This is a genomic window from Paenibacillus sp. GD4, assembly GCF_030846225.1.
Taxonomy (GTDB): domain Bacteria; phylum Bacillota; class Bacilli; order Paenibacillales; family NBRC-103111; genus Paenibacillus_G; species Paenibacillus_G silviterrae.
In genome coordinates, this window is record NZ_JAVCYK010000001.1 from 4,845,258 (window position 1) to 4,860,805 (window position 15,548).

Genomic DNA, 15,548 nt, shown 5'->3' on the forward strand with positions numbered 1-15,548 from the left:
CATCGTTTAGACCAAGCAGGCATACCCTACCTATACAATCAAGCTTCAGCAAAGGGGATGGAATCCATGGGAGAGGCCAGCCATATGAAGAAGGCATCGCGAATCGTATTTTCTGTCTTCATTGCGATCTCCATGCTCTATTTGGTCTATTTTTTGCCGTTACCGCTTTATATCTTTAAACCGGGCATTGTCGAAGTGATTCGTCCTATGGTTCAGGTCAAGGAAGGCGGCACTGAGGATCAGGGACAATTCATGCTGACGACGGTCAGTGTTCGCGACGCCACCTTGTTCGGATATGTAGCTTCCTTGTTTGATCCGTATGATGAGCTTCGTCTCAAGAGCGAGCTGCTCAAGCCGGGCGAATCCGAACAGGACTATTACCACCGTCAGGAAGTAGTCATGCAAACGTCTCAAGCGGATGCGATGACGGCTGCCTACGAAAGGCTGAAAATTCCATACCGGATCAGCAACGACGGTGTCGTCATCATGCAGGTGTATCCGGACATGCCCGCTGCCGAGACGCTGCAAGCAGGGGACTATATCGTGAAGGTAGGAGATTCGCCGATCACATCACGGGAGGATCTGTTTGCTGCGCTGAAAGGCAAAGCGATTGGCGACACCGTATCTATCAGCTATAAACGGAAAAACATTACGCGAACGAAAGACGTACAGCTGGGAATTCTCCCGAATGCGGACGGCACAACCCCGACAAAGCCGGAGGAGCAGCGCGCCGGACTTGGCATCGTACCGGCCGACGTACTGAGCGTGAAGGCCGAGTCGGAAGACAAGCAGGTGACTATTCGAGCCGGAGAGATAGGGGGACCGTCGGCAGGTCTTATGTTCTCCCTTGAAATTGCCAATCGCCTCCTGCCGGAGGATATTACAAAAGGATACCGCATTGCGGGGACGGGGACGATCGATAAGTCAGGTGCGGTCGGAGTCATTGGGGGCATCAAGCATAAGGTCATAGCCGCAGATAAAGCAGGAGCGGAAATTTTCTTTGCTCCAAAGGACTACACATCACCGGACGGTCAGGTAGTCCCCAATTATACTGATGCGGTACAGAGGGCCAAGGAAATCGGTACGAAAATGAAAATTGTCCCCGTAGGGACAATGGAGGAAGCGATGAATTATTTGGCGTCGCTGCCGCCGAAATCAGCCTCGGCCTCCGCCGTGCGTTGAAGCGGGGGTTGATAATAATCGCGGTGCAGGTCACGAGCGGTCGGCTGCTCATAGGCCAAAGCGTAAACGGAGGTTGCCCGCACATCCAGCTGCAGAAGCGGCGAGGCTTCGGTCGTCACCTTGGTGATGACGGGAACCTTCGCCGTTTTTTTCATTCGCTTGAGCAGCAGCTGCCCCTTCGGGCTAAAGCCTAATACCCGCAGGTAAGGAACGCCGCGGCGCAGCACGTCCGTGCACAGCTCCTGCTTCGAATGGTTTAAAAGTATGCGGAGCAAGGTGCGCTGCAGCTTCGTTCGTGTATAACGCTTCGTTTTGAGCTCGGACAGCAGTTCGTCAACGATCCGGGCGTCCGGTAGGGTCAGCTTCGTCACCGCCTGCTTGAGCCGATGCTCAAGACCTTCGTTCACTTCGTAGAATGAAGCCAGCTGTGCCGGACTATGATGCAGCAATTGCAGCAATAGCGGCCGCGCAAACGATTCCCAGCCGACGGGAGCCCGTCCTGCCTGCCATTCAGCGCGTAATACGTCAAGGGTGCTCTCCGGTACATAGGGGGCAATGCCCTCCAAGGCACGATCCTCGAAGAGCAGCTTGCGGATGGCGGTGGCGCTTGCAATTTGATTATCAGTGATATCGGTTTGGTTATACTCGGCTTTCGTTCGGGTTATCGTGGCGGCTTGGATCGAGCTCTTCAATCGCCGTAATGCAATCAGATAGTGCAATCCCAGCGTATTATTCGGCTTGGCAAGCTCGGCAGGATCGAGCTCGGGTACGTAAGAGGCCAGCGCCTCGCTGTAGGCAGCCGGGTAAGCCAATCCGCGCTGAAGCGTCTCCTGAAGGCGTTCCCGGAAGGCGGCAGGCTCATCAGAGACCGCTTCCGCAGCGCGCTTCAGGAAGCCGATGTCGCCGCTCTCGCTGCCGAAGCAAAGGCTGTCCACGACGCCAGTAGCATCCAGGGCCGAAACCGCGCCGTAGGCGAACCATTCGGCGGGCTGGCAGGAGTAGGCGACAGGGAGCTCCAGGACAAGATCGGCGCCCATCCGAAGAGCCATCTCGGCTCGAGCCCATTTGTTCGCCAAGGCCGGTTCGCCGCGTTGGAGAAAATGTCCGCTCATGATGCAAACGGCGGCATCGGCTTGGGTTTGGCTTTTGGATTGTTGGAAATGATAACAATGACCATGATGCAGGGGATTGTATTCAACGATTAAACCCACAGTACGCATGGCGTAACCTCACTTTTTTACCAATCTCGCATATTTATCCACTATAGCATGAACTGAAAATGTTGACAAAAAGTAACGGATATCGCTATAATAATCTTTGTTTGTTTGGGGTGATACTCGTGTTCATTCATTTAAAGGATTTAGCTGCAAAAGGAACCGTTCGTATTCACGGAACACTGGATCTGCACGGTGCCTTGCCGGTATCCGGCAGCTTGCAGGACTTCGGGCCGCTGAAGGTCGAGCTTGAAGCTCACGACGTTAGCGGTGCTGCGGATGTATCCGGCGAACTTTCCATCGAGGTGGAGCAGTCATGCTCGCGATGCTTGAACCCGGTGCACCAAAGCCTGACAATTCCGTATCATGAGACTTTCGTGAAGGGGGAAGAGCCCGATGAGGAAGCGTTCGAAGAGGACGAGGAATCGGAGAATGATCCGGTTTACGTTCAGGACGACCGCATCGAGCTCAAGCCCTATTTGGTAGAAAGCGTAATGCTGCATCTGCCGTTTGTGCCGCTTTGCAGCGAAGCTTGTCAAGGTCTTTGCCCCGTATGCGGAGGCAACCGGAACGAGCAAGCCTGCGGCTGCAAACAGGACAAGGTGGACCCGCGATTGGCCGGACTGGCGGATTTCTTTAAAGACAAGTAAACAGACTTGTGAACTCGTTGAAGGAGGTGGGAAGAAATGGCAGTACCTCAAAGGAGAACATCGAAAACACGCCGTGACATGCGTCGGACTCACTTTAAATTAGAAGTACCAGGAATGGTAAAATGCGATAATTGTGGTGAATTCAAGCTGGGTCACCGTGTATGCAAGGTGTGCGGTCATTATAAGAAGAGAGAGATTATCAACCAATAATCTCTGCCTGAATGCAAAGAGATAGTACTTCATTTTATGAGGTGCTATTTTTTTTGCGTTTCGAGGCGGATCTTGGGGGAATACGAAGTTATTCTTTTCTTTTCAAATGAAATCCATTATACTATCATTTATTACTTGGTCATAAGATGTAGTGTCATGTCATAGACATGCAGTAACGACATATCTATCACACTGCAAGGTGGTGCTCGGCTATCGAACGCCTTCCGAAGAGACAGCGTCAGCAGCAGCTGGCCAAAGCGATTGAAGAAAACCCTTTTATTACGGATGAAGAATTAACCAGGCTGTTTCAGGTCAGTATACAAACGATCCGACTCGACCGATTGGAGCTTGGGATCCCCGAGCTGCGCGAGCGGATGAAGCTGATGGCGGAGCAGTCCTATGATCAGGTGCGCTCTCTTCCTCTGCATGAGGTGATTGGGGATGTGATCGACCTGCAGCTCGACAAGAGCGGGATTTCGATGTTCGAGATTCGGGATGAGCACGTGTTTTCCCGGACGAAGATCGCGCGGGGACATCATGTTTTCTCCCAGGCGAATTCTCTGGCCGTTGCTTTGATTAACGACGAGATCGCCCTGACGGCCGCTGCGGACATCCGGTTCGTGAGATCGGTGAGACTCGGTGAAAAATGTATCGCCAAAGCCTATGTGCGTTCGATCTCCAAGGGCAAGGCTAAGGTGGAAGTGTTCACCTATGTCGGCGATGAAATAGTGTTCCAAGGCAATTTTATTATTTATCATTCCACCAAAGACCGCTTCGAAGGAGGCGAACTTCATGCGGATAGCGATTGACGCCATGGGCGGAGACCACGCGCCGGGCGCCACGGTAGAGGGTGCGATTCAAGCCGCCGAATCGTGGAACGATACGACGGTCATTCTGGTCGGTGACAAGGCCCAAATTGAGCCTCATCTGACGCGGAAGCCGGCGAATCTTGAAATACGCCATACATCGGAGGTCATCGAAGCGGATGACGAGCCGGTGAAGGCGGTAAGGCGGAAGAAGGATTCTTCCATGGTCGTGGCCGGACGTATGGTGAAGGAGAAGGAAGCGGATGCTTTCATTTCTGCAGGCAATACCGGCGCCCTGATGACGACCGGTTTGCTCATCGTAGGCCGCATTCAAGGCATCGAGCGTCCGGCGCTCGCGCCGATGATTCCTACGATGGACGGGAACGGTGTCCTGGCCTTGGATCTCGGGGCCAACATGGATGCAACCGCAGAGCAGCTGGTACAGTATGCGATCATGGGCAGCATCTACCGCAGTAAGGTCCACGGCGTTGCTAAGCCCCGCATCGGACTGCTCAACGTAGGGACCGAGGCGATGAAGGGCAATGAGCTGACGAAGGCGGCTTACCCGCTGCTGGAGCAGGCCCCGATTCATTTTGTAGGGAATGTGGAATCAAGGGATGTGCTGCGGGCTCCTTGCGATGTGCTCGTGTGCGACGGATTTGCGGGTAACATTATGCTGAAGTCCATTGAGGGCGCGGCGGGGACCATTTTCTCGGCGTTAAAAGAGGAATTTACCCGTACCTGGGTGACCAAGCTGGCGGCACTTGCCGTAAAGAAGGGGCTCTCCCAATTCCGGCGTAAAATGGATTATAACGAAGTCGGAGCCGCTCCGCTCCTCGGCGTGGACGGGCTTGTATTGAAAAGCCACGGATCATCGAGCGCGACGGCGTTTAAAAATGCTGTGAGACAAGCACGGACGGCCGTACAGAACGACCTTGTGCGAAGCATCTCATCGGAAATCGGAAATCAGTAACGGAAGCGAGATGTAGTCTAATGAACTTAATCCCTGTTGGTGTTCTGGGTACGGGCAAATACGTTCCTGAGCGGGTGCTTACAAATCAGGAGCTTGAGCAGATGGTGGAGACGAACGACGAGTGGATCGTCACCCGGACAGGCATTCGGGAGCGCCGGATCGCAAGCCCCGAGCAGGCGGCATCCGATTTGGCATACGAAGCGTCTCTTAAAGCTCTTAAAAATGCAGGCGTTGCCCCGGAGGATATCGATCTCATCGTAGTGGCGACGATTACGCCGGATATGGCGTTCCCGTCGACGGCATGCATCCTGCAAGATAAGCTGGGTGCGAAGAAGGCGGCTGCTTTTGATTTGTCCGCGGCATGCTCAGGCTTTATTTACGGATTGGCCAATGCAGTGAATTTTATCGCTACAGGCACTTATAAATACGCTTTAGTGGTGGGAACCGAATGCTTATCGCGCATTACGGATTATACCGACCGCAACACCTGCATTTTGTTCGGGGACGGCTCCGGTGCAGTGGTGATCGGACAGGTGCCGGAAGGACGCGGCTTCAAATCGTTCGAGCTGGGAGCCGACGGCTCCGGCGGAGAGCTGTTGAAGGTGGCGGGCGGCGGCTCGCGTTGCCCGGCGACTCCGCAAAGCCTGGAGGCGAAGCAGCATTTTATCCATATGGCAGGCTCGGAAGTATTTAAGTTCGCCGTCCGAATCATGGGCGGATCGGCCGAAGAAGCGTTGCGCAAGGCTGGTTTTGACAAATCCGAGGTGGATTTGCTCGTGCCGCATCAGGCGAACATCCGCATTATTCAATCCGCTCTGCAAAGGCTGAATCTCAGTGAAGAGAAATGCATGATCAATCTTGATAAATACGGCAACGTATCCGCAGCTTCGATCCCATTGGCGCTAGCCGAGGCGGTAGAGCAGGGGCGCGTGAAGGAAGGCGACAAGCTGGTCCTCGTAGGCTTCGGCGGCGGGCTGACCTGGGGCGCATCCGTTTTAGTTTGGTAGAGGAAGGGGACTAATGTTACGATGGGGAAAATCGCTTTTGTGTTTCCGGGTCAAGGAGCCCAGTCAGTCGGCATGGGCAAGGACATTTATACATCCGATGCGGCCGCTAAGCGCATCTTTGATGCGGCGGACGTAGCGCTTGGCTTCGAGCTCAGCCGGATTATCTTTGAAGGACCGGAGGAGGAGCTGAAGCAAACGTACCATACGCAGCCCGCGCTGCTGACTACAAGCATCGCCTACCTGGAGCTCTTCAAACGAAACGGGATTCAGCCGGATTATGTAGCCGGTCACAGCTTGGGCGAGTACAGCGCTCTGGTTGCTGCCGGAGTACTAAGCTTCGAGGAGGCGGTTCGCACGGTTCGTGCCCGCGGACAATTCATGGAGCAGGCTGTTCCGGGAGGACAGGGCGCCATGGCCGCAGTACTCGGTGCGGAGCGCGAGGCGCTGCAGCAGCTTTGTGAAGCGATCACCAAGGAAGTCGGCGTGGTCGAGCTGGCGAACCTGAACTGCCCGGGACAAATCGTCGTTTCCGGCAGCAAAGAAGGAGTGCAGGCGCTCGTAGAGCGCGGCAAGGAAGCAGGCGCCAAGCGGGCCATTCCGCTTGAGGTCAGCGGACCTTTCCATTCCTCGCTTATGAAGCCGGCCTCCGAGAAGCTGGCTGAGGTGCTGGCAGGTTTGTCGATGCAGCCTGCACAGGTACCCGTAGTAGCGAACGTGACAGCCGCTCCGGTGGAAGCTCCCTCAGCCGTTAAGCAGCTGTTGATTGACCAAGTACACTCCTCCGTATTATGGGAGGATAGCGTTGCATGGCTCATTTCACAGGGGGTCGATACCTTCATCGAGATTGGTTCCGGCTCTGTGCTTGCAGGCTTGATCAAAAAGATCGACCGCAGCGTCAAGGTGTATTCGATCAACAGCAAAGAGGCGGTAGAGCAGTTCCAGCTGGAAGCTACGGTGTAAAATCATACATAGGAGGCTTAAAGCCATGCTTACGGGGAAAGTGGCGCTTGTAACAGGCGCTTCGCGCGGTATCGGCAGAGCGATCGCTCTGACGCTGGCGGAGGCCGGCGCCGATGTCGTTGTAAACTACGCAGGCAGCGAAGGGGCTGCGGCGGAGGTGGTGCAGCAGATTGAAGCGCTGGGCCGCAAGTCGTTCAAGGTGAAAGCCAATGTAGGCTCGACACAAGAGGTAGAGGACCTGTTCAAGCAGGTGCTGGAGGCGTTCGGCCGCATCGATATTGTGGTGAACAACGCCGGGATTACCCGCGACAACCTGATCATGCGGATGAAAGAAGAGGAGTTCGATCAAGTGATCGAAACGAATCTGAAGGGCGTGTTCAACTGTATGAAGGCAGCAACCCGTCCGATGATGAAGCAGCGCTCCGGCCGGATCATCAACATCTCCTCCGTCGTTGGAGCTTTGGGCAATGCAGGACAGACGAATTACGTGGCGGCTAAAGCCGGTGTCATCGGAATGACTAAGGCGGCAGCGAAGGAGCTGGCCTCCCGCGGAATTACCGTTAATTGCGTAGCTCCAGGCTTCATTGAGACCGATATGACGGATAAGCTGAATGAGGAAATGCGCACGGGCTTGCTCGCGCAAATTCCGCTCGCCCGTCTGGGACAGCCGGAGGATATCGCCAAGGCGGTACGCTTCCTTGCTTCAGACGATGCCTCCTACATGACCGGACAGACGATTCATGTCGACGGTGGCATGTACATGTAGGACTTGCAGCAAGAAAACAACGAAAATTGTTTTTTTCTGCGTATCTCTTGCTGACTATGGCAATTTGTCCATAAGTTAAGTATAATACCGTAGAGGAGGTGAACCGGATGTCTGACGTTTTGGATCGCGTAAAACGCATCGTCGTCGATCGACTTGGTGTCGACGAGAACGAGGTAACCCTCGAAGCATCTTTCAAGGATGACCTTGGAGCCGATTCTCTCGATGTAGTAGAGTTGGTTATGGAGCTGGAAGATGAGTTTGATATGGAAATCTCTGATGAAGATGCAGAGAAAATAACTACAGTAGGACAAGTAGTTGAGTACATAAAATCTCATACGTAACACCATAAGTCCCGTTTAAACCACTTAAGCGGGACTTATGTCCATTTCCTCCGATTTAGGTTTTACTTTAATGATCATTCATAACGACATCAGTTATTTGACAATAGAGGTGGGTTTCAGGTGAAGCAAAGAGTAGTGATTACAGGACTTGGCGTCATGACGTCGCTCGGTAAGGACCTCGAAACATTCTGGGGAAGCCTGATGGAGGGCAAGTCTGGCGTCGGTATGATCGAATCGTTCGATGTGAGCGAATATCCTACACGGATCGCGGCAGAGATTAAGGATTTCAACCCGGAAGATTACATGGATAAAAAAGAAGCTCGCCGCATGGACCGATTCGTCCAGTTCGCTGTAGCCGCGACATTGTCGGCTGTGAAGGATGCCGGCCTCAACATTCAGGAGGACACCGATCCCGAGCGAGTGGGCGTGTATGTCGGCTCTGGAATCGGCGGCTTGTCCACATGGGAAGAGCAGCATAAGATTCTCCTGGAGAAGGGTCCGAAGCGCGTCAGCCCATTCTTCATTCCGATGATGATCGCGAACATGGCCTCCGGCCAAATTTCTATGATTACCGGGGCGAAGGGCCCGAACAGCACAGCGGTTACCGCTTGCGCTACAGGGACGCATTCGATCGGCGACGCTTTTAAGACGATCGCCCATGGCGACGCGGACGTGATGATCTGCGGCGGCGCCGAAGCGACGATCAGCCCGACCGGCGTGGCAGGGTTCTGTGCACTCCGTGCCATGTCCACTCGCAATGAAGAGCCGGAGAAGGCAAGCCGTCCTTTCGATACGGGCCGCGACGGGTTCGTGATGGGCGAGGGAGCAGGCATTCTCATTCTCGAATCGCTGGAGCACGCTCAGAAGCGCGGCGCGAAAATTTACGGCGAAGTGATCGGGTACGGCATGAGCGGTGACGCTTACCACATGACCGATCCGGATCCGGACGGCGCGGCACGCTGTATGGTCAAGGCTGTTAAGGATGCGGGAATTGCTCCGGAGCAGGTCGACTACATTAATGCGCACGGCACTTCGACTCCAGTGGGAGACCGCTCGGAAACGACTGCTATCAAGAAGGCGTTTGGCGACCATGCGTATAAGCTGGCCGTCAGCTCCACGAAGTCCATGACAGGACATTTGCTCGGTGCGGCCGGGGGCGTAGAGGCGTTGATCTGTGCGCTGGCGCTGAAGCACGGCATCATTCCTCCGACGATCAATCTGGAGAATCAGGATCCGGAATGTGATTTGGATTATGTGCCGAATGTTCCACGTCAGGCGGACCTGAATATCGTAATGTCCAACTCCTTCGGCTTCGGAGGACATAACGCTACGGTGGTGCTGAAGAAATTCGAAGCATAATCGCCGCCAACCGGCCCATACTATAACGTGCGCTTTGTTCTGCGGTTGATAAAGCCGGCCTCTAAGCCGGACTTTATCAACTTTTGTTCGTTATGTGGTTTCAAAGACTTCCTAGGTGAACACATCGATAGGCGGTGAAAACATGCATCGTAACCTTAAACAGCTGCAAGAGGCGTTGCAGCTACCGTTTCGGCATCCCGAATTGCTCCGGCAAGCGTTTACCCACTCCTCCTATGTAAACGAGCATCGCATCGGAAACCACAAGGATAACGAACGACTCGAATTTCTTGGCGATGCCGTCTTGGAATTAACGGTATCCGAATATTTATTTGAGCAGCATCCGGAACGCTCGGAGGGCGAGCTGACCAAGCTGCGTGCCTCCATCGTATGCGAGCCTTCGCTCGTCGGCTTTGCCGAACAGCTCGATTTCGGTTCTTATGTACTGCTGGGCAAAGGCGAGGAGCTGACAGGAGGACGAACAAGGCCCGCTTTGCTGGCGGACGTATTCGAATCGTTTATCGGTGCGCTCTACCTGGATCAGGGGCTTGAAACAGTCCGATCGTTCCTGAAGAAGCACATGTTCCCGAACCTTCCGGGGCAAGGGAAGCTGTTAACGGCCGACTATAAGACATTGCTGCAGGAACATGTTCAACAGCACAGTCTGGGAAGCATTGAGTACAAGATCGTGGATGAACGAGGACCTGCGCATGAAAGAGAGTTTCTTTCGGAGGTATATCTTCAGGAGCAGCTTCTCGGACGCGGCTCCGGCCGTTCGAAGAAAGAAGCGGAGCAGCATGCGGCTAAAGAGGCGTTAGAGACGCTGAAGGTTAAGGTCCATCAGCCAAAGTGAATAGATACTCTTCTTCAGAGGCGCCGGACTCCCAGTGTAGGAGCAGGCGCTTCTTTTGTAAGATGCTGAAGACCTCAGGTATCTACTAACGCTGGAGAATGTGTTACAATAGCGTGTGAGGTGAGACCATGTTTTTGAAGCGTATCGAGCTGGCCGGATTCAAGTCCTTTGCCGACAAGACGGAGCTGGAGTTTGTTCAGGGCATTACCGCCGTCGTAGGCCCGAACGGCAGCGGCAAGAGCAACATTTCCGACGGGATCCGGTGGGTGCTCGGGGAGCAGAGCGCACGATCTCTGCGCGGGGGCAAAATGGAAGATATTATCTTCGCCGGAAGTGACGCGCGCAAAGCGGTCAACTACGGAGAAGTATCGCTGACGCTGGATAACTCCAGCAACTCGCTTCCGCTCGATTATCAAGAGGTAACCGTGACAAGACGGGTGCATCGCAGCGGAGACAGCGAATATTTTATTAACAAGCAGTCCTGCCGGCTCAAGGATATTACCGAGCTGTTCATGGACACCGGGATCGGGAAGGAAGCGTACTCGATCATCGGACAGGGGCGAATAGAAGAGATTCTCAGTACGAAATCGGAGGATCGCCGCGGCATCTTCGAAGAAGCGTCGGGAATCGTCAAATATAAATCGAGGAAAAAAGAAACCGAGAAGAAGCTGCAGGAAACCGAGCAAAACCTGCTTCGGATCCACGACCTGGTCTCCGAGCTGGAGGATCAGATCGAGCCGCTTCGCGAGCAATCGGAGAAGGCGATTCGCTACAAGGAGCTGAAGGATCAGCTCAAGTCCAGCGAGATCGCCATGTACGTATATCAAATTGAGCAGATTTACGCCTCATGGACCGAAATTAATGCCAAGCTGGACCGGCTTCGGCGGGAAGAGCTGGAGCTGTCCGGCTTCGTCAGCACTCATGACGCACAGCTGGAGCAGCATCGCTGGGAATCGCGCCGGCTTGAAGAAGAGACGGAAGCCCTGCAGGAGCAGCTGCTTCAGCTGAGCGAGGATTTCGAGAAGTGCGAAGGCCATGGCGAGGTATTAAAGGAACGCAAGAAAAATTTTGCTTCCAACGAGTCGCAGCTCAAATTGACCGTTGCTCAACAGGAGCAGAGGCTTCAGGAGAAGGAAGCGGAGATTGCCGGCTTTAAGGATAAGATACGGAACCTGTCAGCGGAGCTGGATGAGTCGCAAGCGAAGCTGAAAGCTGAAGAAGACCGGCTGCTCGGAGTGACGGGAGGCATCAGCAGCGAAGAGGAGGACCGCCTGAAGTCGGAGCTTCTGGAGCGGCTCAACGACATGGCGAATGCCCGCAATGAAGCAAGGTATGCGGAGCAGCAGCTGGAGACGCTGTCAAGACGGCTGGACCGGATCGGCGATGAACGCCGCAAGTGGCAGGAGCAAAGCGACAGCATCGCCGAGCGGAAGAAGGAGCTGGAGACGAGGCTTGGGCTGGTAGTGGATGAGATCGGCAAGCTCCGCAACAAATACTTGGACGTAAGCCAATTATTAAAGGAGAAGCAGCTGCTGTCCGAGGAAGTGCAGTCGACCGTGCGCAAGTGGGAGCAAAAGCTGGACGCCCTTATCTCGCGCCGGGATACGATGCGGGAGATGGCTAACGATTACGACGGCTTCGCTCATGGCGTCAAGGAGGTACTGAAGGCCAAGGACCGCGGCGATCTGCGAGGCATTCACGGCGCGGTGGCCGAGCTGGTGAAGGTGCCGGCGAACGTTGAGGTCGCGGTAGAAACGGCGCTTGGCGCGGCGCTTCAAAACATCGTCGTTCAGAACGAAGCGAACGGACGGGACGCGATTGCGTTCCTGAAAAAGCGTCAGCTGGGCCGTGCTACCTTCCTGCCGCTGGATGTCATTCGCGGACGCTCCATTCCGGAGCACGAGGTGCGTCAGCTGCAAGGAATGGAAGGCTTTATCGGGATTGCCGCCGAGCTTGTACAATTTGATGAGACATATAGGCAAATCGTCGGGAGTATGCTCGGTAATGTCATCATAGCCGCTACGCTCGAGGTAGCAAACCGGATTGCGGCACGCGTCCAGTACCGGTTCCGAGTGGTGACGCTGGAGGGCGACGTCGTAAACCCGGGCGGATCGATGACCGGGGGCAGCCAGCAGAAGAAGACGACCAGCCTTCTCAGCCGCCAGCGCCAGATCGAGGAAATGGATCAGGACATCATTACCAATGAAACGCAGCTGCAGGAGCTGCGTAAAAAGGCAGAGCATGTCCGAAAGGACATGGCCGCAGCCTCGCATCAGCTGGACGAGCTTCGTCAATCGGTGGAAACCTTGCGTCTTGAAGAGCAGCAGATCCGTGCCTCCTTAGAGCCACTGGAAAAGGAAGCGAGGCAGGTAGCCGATCAGCTTGCGCTGTATGGAGCCGATGACGAGTCACTGACAGGGGAGCGCAAGGATCTCGAGACGCGTAAAGTCAAGGCGGAGCAGGCCCTCGTGCAGCTTCAACAGGAAGAGGCACTTCTTCAACAGGCGATTCGCGATGCAGAGATTCGGCGCAAAGCAAGCGAATCGGCGAAGGAAGAGCTGCAAACGCAGCTTACGGACCTAAAGATCAAGGTCGCCTCCCAGTCGCAGGAGAAACAGCTGCTCCAGGATCAGGAGCGCCGTTTCCGTGCGGAATTGGATACGCTTCGATCGGAGCTGGACATGAACCGCCGTATGCTGGAGCAGCTGGTTCACGATATGGAGCTGCATGAGCAGGAGACGGTGCTGCAGATCGAGCTGCTGAACGATTTGAAGCTGAAAAAGCAGCACTGTGCGGAGCAGCTGGACCTGAAGCGGGCGGAGCGAGCGGAATGGCTTGCGAAGCTCGAACAGGAAGAGAATAAGACTCGCGAGCAGCGCAATCAGCTGAAGCAGATCCAAGAGCAGATGCATCAAACGGAGGTTCGCGTCAACCGGCTTGATGTGGAGCTCGAGAACCTGCTGAAAAAGCTGTCCGAGGATTACGAGCTCAGCTTCGAGCTGGCGAAGCAGCGCTATCCGGTGCCGGAGGATGTGCTCGGGATGCAGAACAAGGTGCGCGAGCTGAAGCGAGATATTGCCGCATTGGGAGATGTGAACCTAGGGGCTATCGAGGAGTTCCAGCGCGTCAACGAGCGCTTTACGTTCTTAACGGAGCAAAAGGACGATCTGATCGAAGCGAAGACGGCATTGTACCAGGTTATCCGGGAGATGGACGAGGAAATGTCGAAGCGCTTTAAGACTACTTTCGATGCGATTCGCTCACATTTCGTCGTAGTATTCTCGAAGCTGTTCGGGGGCGGCCGGGCCGACCTGATTCTTTCCGAGCCGGAGAATATGCTCGATACGGGCATTGAGATCGTGGCCCAGCCGCCGGGCAAAAAGCTGCAAAACCTGCAGCTGCTCTCCGGGGGAGAGCGGGCGCTCACGGCCATCGCGCTGCTGTTCTCGATTATTCGCGTCAAACCGGTCCCGTTCTGCGTGCTCGACGAGGTGGAGGCGGCGCTTGATGAGGCGAACGTAGCGCGTTTTGCCGAGTATTTGCGCGAGTTTTCCGAGGTAACGCAGTTTATCGTCGTGACCCACCGTAAAGGAACTATGGAGGAAGCGGATGTTCTGTATGGAGTGACGATGGAAGAGGGCGGCGTATCGAAGCTGGTATCCGTCCGGCTTGAAGAGGATGAGTCGATTATTGCGTCGGAAACGGCGTAATCACATATAGGAGAAAGGGGCATAGTGCCGATGAATTTTTTTAAAAAGCTGAAGGAAAGCATTTCGACCAAGGCGGAAGCGGTCACGAATAAGTTCAAGGAAGGATTAACGAAGACGAGAGATGTGTTCGTTGATCGCGTAGAAGACCTGTTCTCCCGCCGAAAGAAGATTGACGAGGAGTTTTATGAGGAGCTGGAGGAAATTTTGATCGGGGCCGACGTCGGTGTGAATACCGTGCTGAAGCTGATGGACAACCTTCGATCCGAGGTGCGCAAGCGCAAAATCGAAAGCCCGAGCGAGCTGCAGCCGGTATTGTCCGAGATGCTGATCGGTCTGCTGAAGGGGGAAGAAAACGCTTCTCTGAAGATGGCGGATTCCGGACTTACCATTATTTTATTCGTTGGTGTCAACGGTGTAGGAAAAACGACTACCATCGGCAAGATGGCCCACTATATGAAATCCCAAGGGAAAAAAGTACTGCTCGCTGCGGGAGATACGTTCCGGGCAGGAGCAATCGAACAGCTGGAGGAGTGGGGCAAGCGTGCGGGCGTAGACGTAATCAAGCAGCAGGCGGGCTCTGACCCGGCGGCCGTCATGTTCGATGCCGTACAGGCGGCCAAATCGCGCGGGGTGGACGTCCTGCTCTGCGATACGGCGGGCCGGCTTCAGAACAAGGTCAACCTGATGGAGGAGCTGAACAAAATTTATCGCGTCATTCGCCGCGAAGTACCGGAGGCCCCGCATGAGGTGCTGCTGGTGCTCGATGCGACGACGGGACAAAATGCGCTTTCCCAGGCGAAGCTGTTTGACGAGAAGTCAGGTCTTAGCGGGCTGGTTCTCACGAAGCTTGACGGAACGGCGAAGGGCGGCATCGTTGTTGCGATTCGCCAGGAGTTGAAGCTGCCGGTGAAATTCGTCGGCCTCGGCGAGAAAATGGACGATCTGCAGCCGTTCGATTCGGATCAATTCGTTCACGCCCTCTTCAGCAAATGGATTCAGGAAGAGGAAGCAAAGGAAGGCCAGGAACAGCCTTAATACTAAGGCAAATCCCGTTTGAAGACTGTTAAGGATAAAAGCTTGACATCCACTCTGGAATTCAGTATGATAGGTTCTGTTGTTCCTGTAAAGTGTTTTACCTTAACGGAGGTGGAGCACATGACTGAAGAAAGTGCGCTGCTGAAGGCGAACCGCATTAACCTGCTGTTCGATTTCTATGAGAAGCTGCTTACGGATAAGCAGCAGCAGTTCATGAAGGCATATTTCCACGATGACTACTCGCTTGGCGAGATTGCTGCGGAATTCGGCATCAGCCGGCAAGCCGTTTACGAGCATATTAAACGTGCCGAAGCGGTGCTGGAGGAGTACGAATCCAAGCTGCAGCTGCTGGCAAGGCATGAAGAACGCCAGCGATTGCTCAGCGAGCTTAGAGCGGCGGCAGACCCGAACCACGGGCATTTGCAGGAGCTCATTAATAAGCTTATCGAGCACGATTGACTGAATAAGAATCCGAACTATGATAT

At 54.5% G+C, this 15,548-nt stretch carries 15 protein-coding genes; 14 read left to right on the forward strand and 1 reads right to left on the reverse strand.

The window, feature by feature from the left end; translation table 11 throughout:
* The first annotated feature begins 66 nt into the window (after nt 1–66).
* Nucleotides 67–1,182, forward strand: coding sequence for a SepM family pheromone-processing serine protease (locus RAC89_RS22870; RefSeq protein ID WP_306615915.1), 1,116 nt, complete (start codon nt 67–69; stop codon nt 1,180–1,182).
* Here the strand turns inward: RAC89_RS22870 and RAC89_RS22875 are convergent.
* Nucleotides 1,131–2,402, reverse strand: coding sequence for a nucleotidyltransferase (locus RAC89_RS22875; protein WP_306615916.1), 1,272 nt, complete (start codon nt 2,400–2,402; stop codon nt 1,131–1,133). The genes RAC89_RS22870 and RAC89_RS22875 overlap by 52 nt on opposite strands.
* A gap of 119 nt (nt 2,403–2,521) precedes the next feature.
* Between RAC89_RS22875 and RAC89_RS22880 the strand changes: the two genes are divergently transcribed.
* From RAC89_RS22880 to RAC89_RS22940, 13 genes are all read left to right on the forward strand, one after another.
* Nucleotides 2,522–3,046: a YceD family protein gene (locus RAC89_RS22880; protein WP_306615917.1), complete on the forward strand. Its 525-nt coding sequence runs from the start codon at nt 2,522–2,524 to the stop codon at nt 3,044–3,046.
* Between the two features lie 36 nt (nt 3,047–3,082).
* A complete protein-coding gene (rpmF, locus tag RAC89_RS22885; protein WP_284638983.1) occupies nt 3,083–3,256 on the forward strand; it encodes a 50S ribosomal protein L32 in 174 nt (57 codons plus the stop codon).
* A 212-nt stretch (nt 3,257–3,468) separates the two neighbouring features.
* Nucleotides 3,469–4,065, forward strand: a complete 597-nt coding sequence (gene fapR / locus RAC89_RS22890) for a transcription factor FapR (protein ID WP_284644864.1) — start codon at nt 3,469–3,471, stop codon at nt 4,063–4,065.
* Complete coding sequence (plsX, locus tag RAC89_RS22895) at nt 4,049–5,035, forward strand: phosphate acyltransferase PlsX (RefSeq protein ID WP_306615918.1); 987 nt, start codon at nt 4,049–4,051, stop codon at nt 5,033–5,035. The genes fapR and plsX overlap by 17 nt, the downstream gene beginning before the upstream one ends.
* 20 nt (nt 5,036–5,055) lie before the next feature.
* On the forward strand, nt 5,056–6,042 hold the full coding sequence (locus RAC89_RS22900; RefSeq protein ID WP_306615919.1) for a beta-ketoacyl-ACP synthase III: 987 nt from the start codon (nt 5,056–5,058) through the stop codon (nt 6,040–6,042).
* Nucleotides 6,043–6,063: 21 nt separating this feature from the next.
* Entirely contained in the window at nt 6,064–7,002 is a 939-nt protein-coding gene (gene fabD, locus RAC89_RS22905; protein WP_306615920.1) for an ACP S-malonyltransferase, read from the forward strand.
* 25 nt (nt 7,003–7,027) lie between these two features.
* Nucleotides 7,028–7,768, forward strand: coding sequence for a 3-oxoacyl-[acyl-carrier-protein] reductase (gene fabG / locus RAC89_RS22910; RefSeq protein WP_306615921.1), 741 nt, complete (start codon nt 7,028–7,030; stop codon nt 7,766–7,768).
* A gap of 107 nt (nt 7,769–7,875) precedes the next feature.
* Entirely contained in the window at nt 7,876–8,109 is a 234-nt protein-coding gene (gene acpP / locus RAC89_RS22915) for an acyl carrier protein (protein ID WP_284638987.1), read from the forward strand.
* Between the two features lie 120 nt (nt 8,110–8,229).
* A complete protein-coding gene (gene fabF, locus RAC89_RS22920) occupies nt 8,230–9,468 on the forward strand; it encodes a beta-ketoacyl-ACP synthase II (RefSeq protein WP_306615922.1) in 1,239 nt (412 codons plus the stop codon).
* A gap of 142 nt (nt 9,469–9,610) precedes the next feature.
* Nucleotides 9,611–10,318, forward strand: coding sequence for a ribonuclease III (gene rnc, locus RAC89_RS22925; RefSeq protein ID WP_306615923.1), 708 nt, complete (start codon nt 9,611–9,613; stop codon nt 10,316–10,318).
* 128 nt (nt 10,319–10,446) lie between these two features.
* On the forward strand, nt 10,447–14,028 hold the full coding sequence (smc, locus tag RAC89_RS22930) for a chromosome segregation protein SMC (protein WP_306615924.1): 3,582 nt from the start codon (nt 10,447–10,449) through the stop codon (nt 14,026–14,028).
* A gap of 30 nt (nt 14,029–14,058) precedes the next feature.
* A complete protein-coding gene (ftsY, locus tag RAC89_RS22935; RefSeq protein ID WP_284638991.1) occupies nt 14,059–15,063 on the forward strand; it encodes a signal recognition particle-docking protein FtsY in 1,005 nt (334 codons plus the stop codon).
* A 120-nt stretch (nt 15,064–15,183) separates the two neighbouring features.
* Nucleotides 15,184–15,522 carry a putative DNA-binding protein gene (locus RAC89_RS22940; protein WP_284638992.1) on the forward strand — a complete coding sequence of 113 codons (339 nt, stop codon included), beginning with the start codon at nt 15,184–15,186 and terminating at the stop codon, nt 15,520–15,522.
* The last annotated feature ends 26 nt before the right edge of the window (nt 15,523–15,548 follow it).

What these genes read in the sequence shown, in the direction of transcription:
- rnc (WP_306615923.1), top strand. Translation starts at nt 9,611, where the DNA reads ATGCATCGTAACCTTAAACAGCTGCAAGAGGCGTTGCAGCTACCGTTT.
- plsX (WP_306615918.1), top strand. Translation starts at nt 4,049, where the DNA reads ATGCGGATAGCGATTGACGCCATGGGCGGAGACCACGCGCCGGGCGCC.
- smc (WP_306615924.1), top strand. Translation starts at nt 10,447, where the DNA reads ATGTTTTTGAAGCGTATCGAGCTGGCCGGATTCAAGTCCTTTGCCGAC.
- ftsY (WP_284638991.1), top strand. Translation starts at nt 14,059, where the DNA reads ATGAATTTTTTTAAAAAGCTGAAGGAAAGCATTTCGACCAAGGCGGAA.
- RAC89_RS22900 (WP_306615919.1), top strand. Translation starts at nt 5,056, where the DNA reads ATGAACTTAATCCCTGTTGGTGTTCTGGGTACGGGCAAATACGTTCCT.
- rpmF (WP_284638983.1), top strand. Translation starts at nt 3,083, where the DNA reads ATGGCAGTACCTCAAAGGAGAACATCGAAAACACGCCGTGACATGCGT.
- fabG (WP_306615921.1), top strand. Translation starts at nt 7,028, where the DNA reads ATGCTTACGGGGAAAGTGGCGCTTGTAACAGGCGCTTCGCGCGGTATC.
- RAC89_RS22940 (WP_284638992.1), top strand. Translation starts at nt 15,184, where the DNA reads ATGACTGAAGAAAGTGCGCTGCTGAAGGCGAACCGCATTAACCTGCTG.
- acpP (WP_284638987.1), top strand. Translation starts at nt 7,876, where the DNA reads ATGTCTGACGTTTTGGATCGCGTAAAACGCATCGTCGTCGATCGACTT.
- RAC89_RS22870 (WP_306615915.1), top strand. Translation starts at nt 67, where the DNA reads ATGGGAGAGGCCAGCCATATGAAGAAGGCATCGCGAATCGTATTTTCT.
- RAC89_RS22875 (WP_306615916.1), bottom strand. Translation starts at nt 2,402, where the DNA reads ATGCGTACTGTGGGTTTAATCGTTGAATACAATCCCCTGCATCATGGT.
- fabD (WP_306615920.1), top strand. Translation starts at nt 6,064, where the DNA reads ATGGGGAAAATCGCTTTTGTGTTTCCGGGTCAAGGAGCCCAGTCAGTC.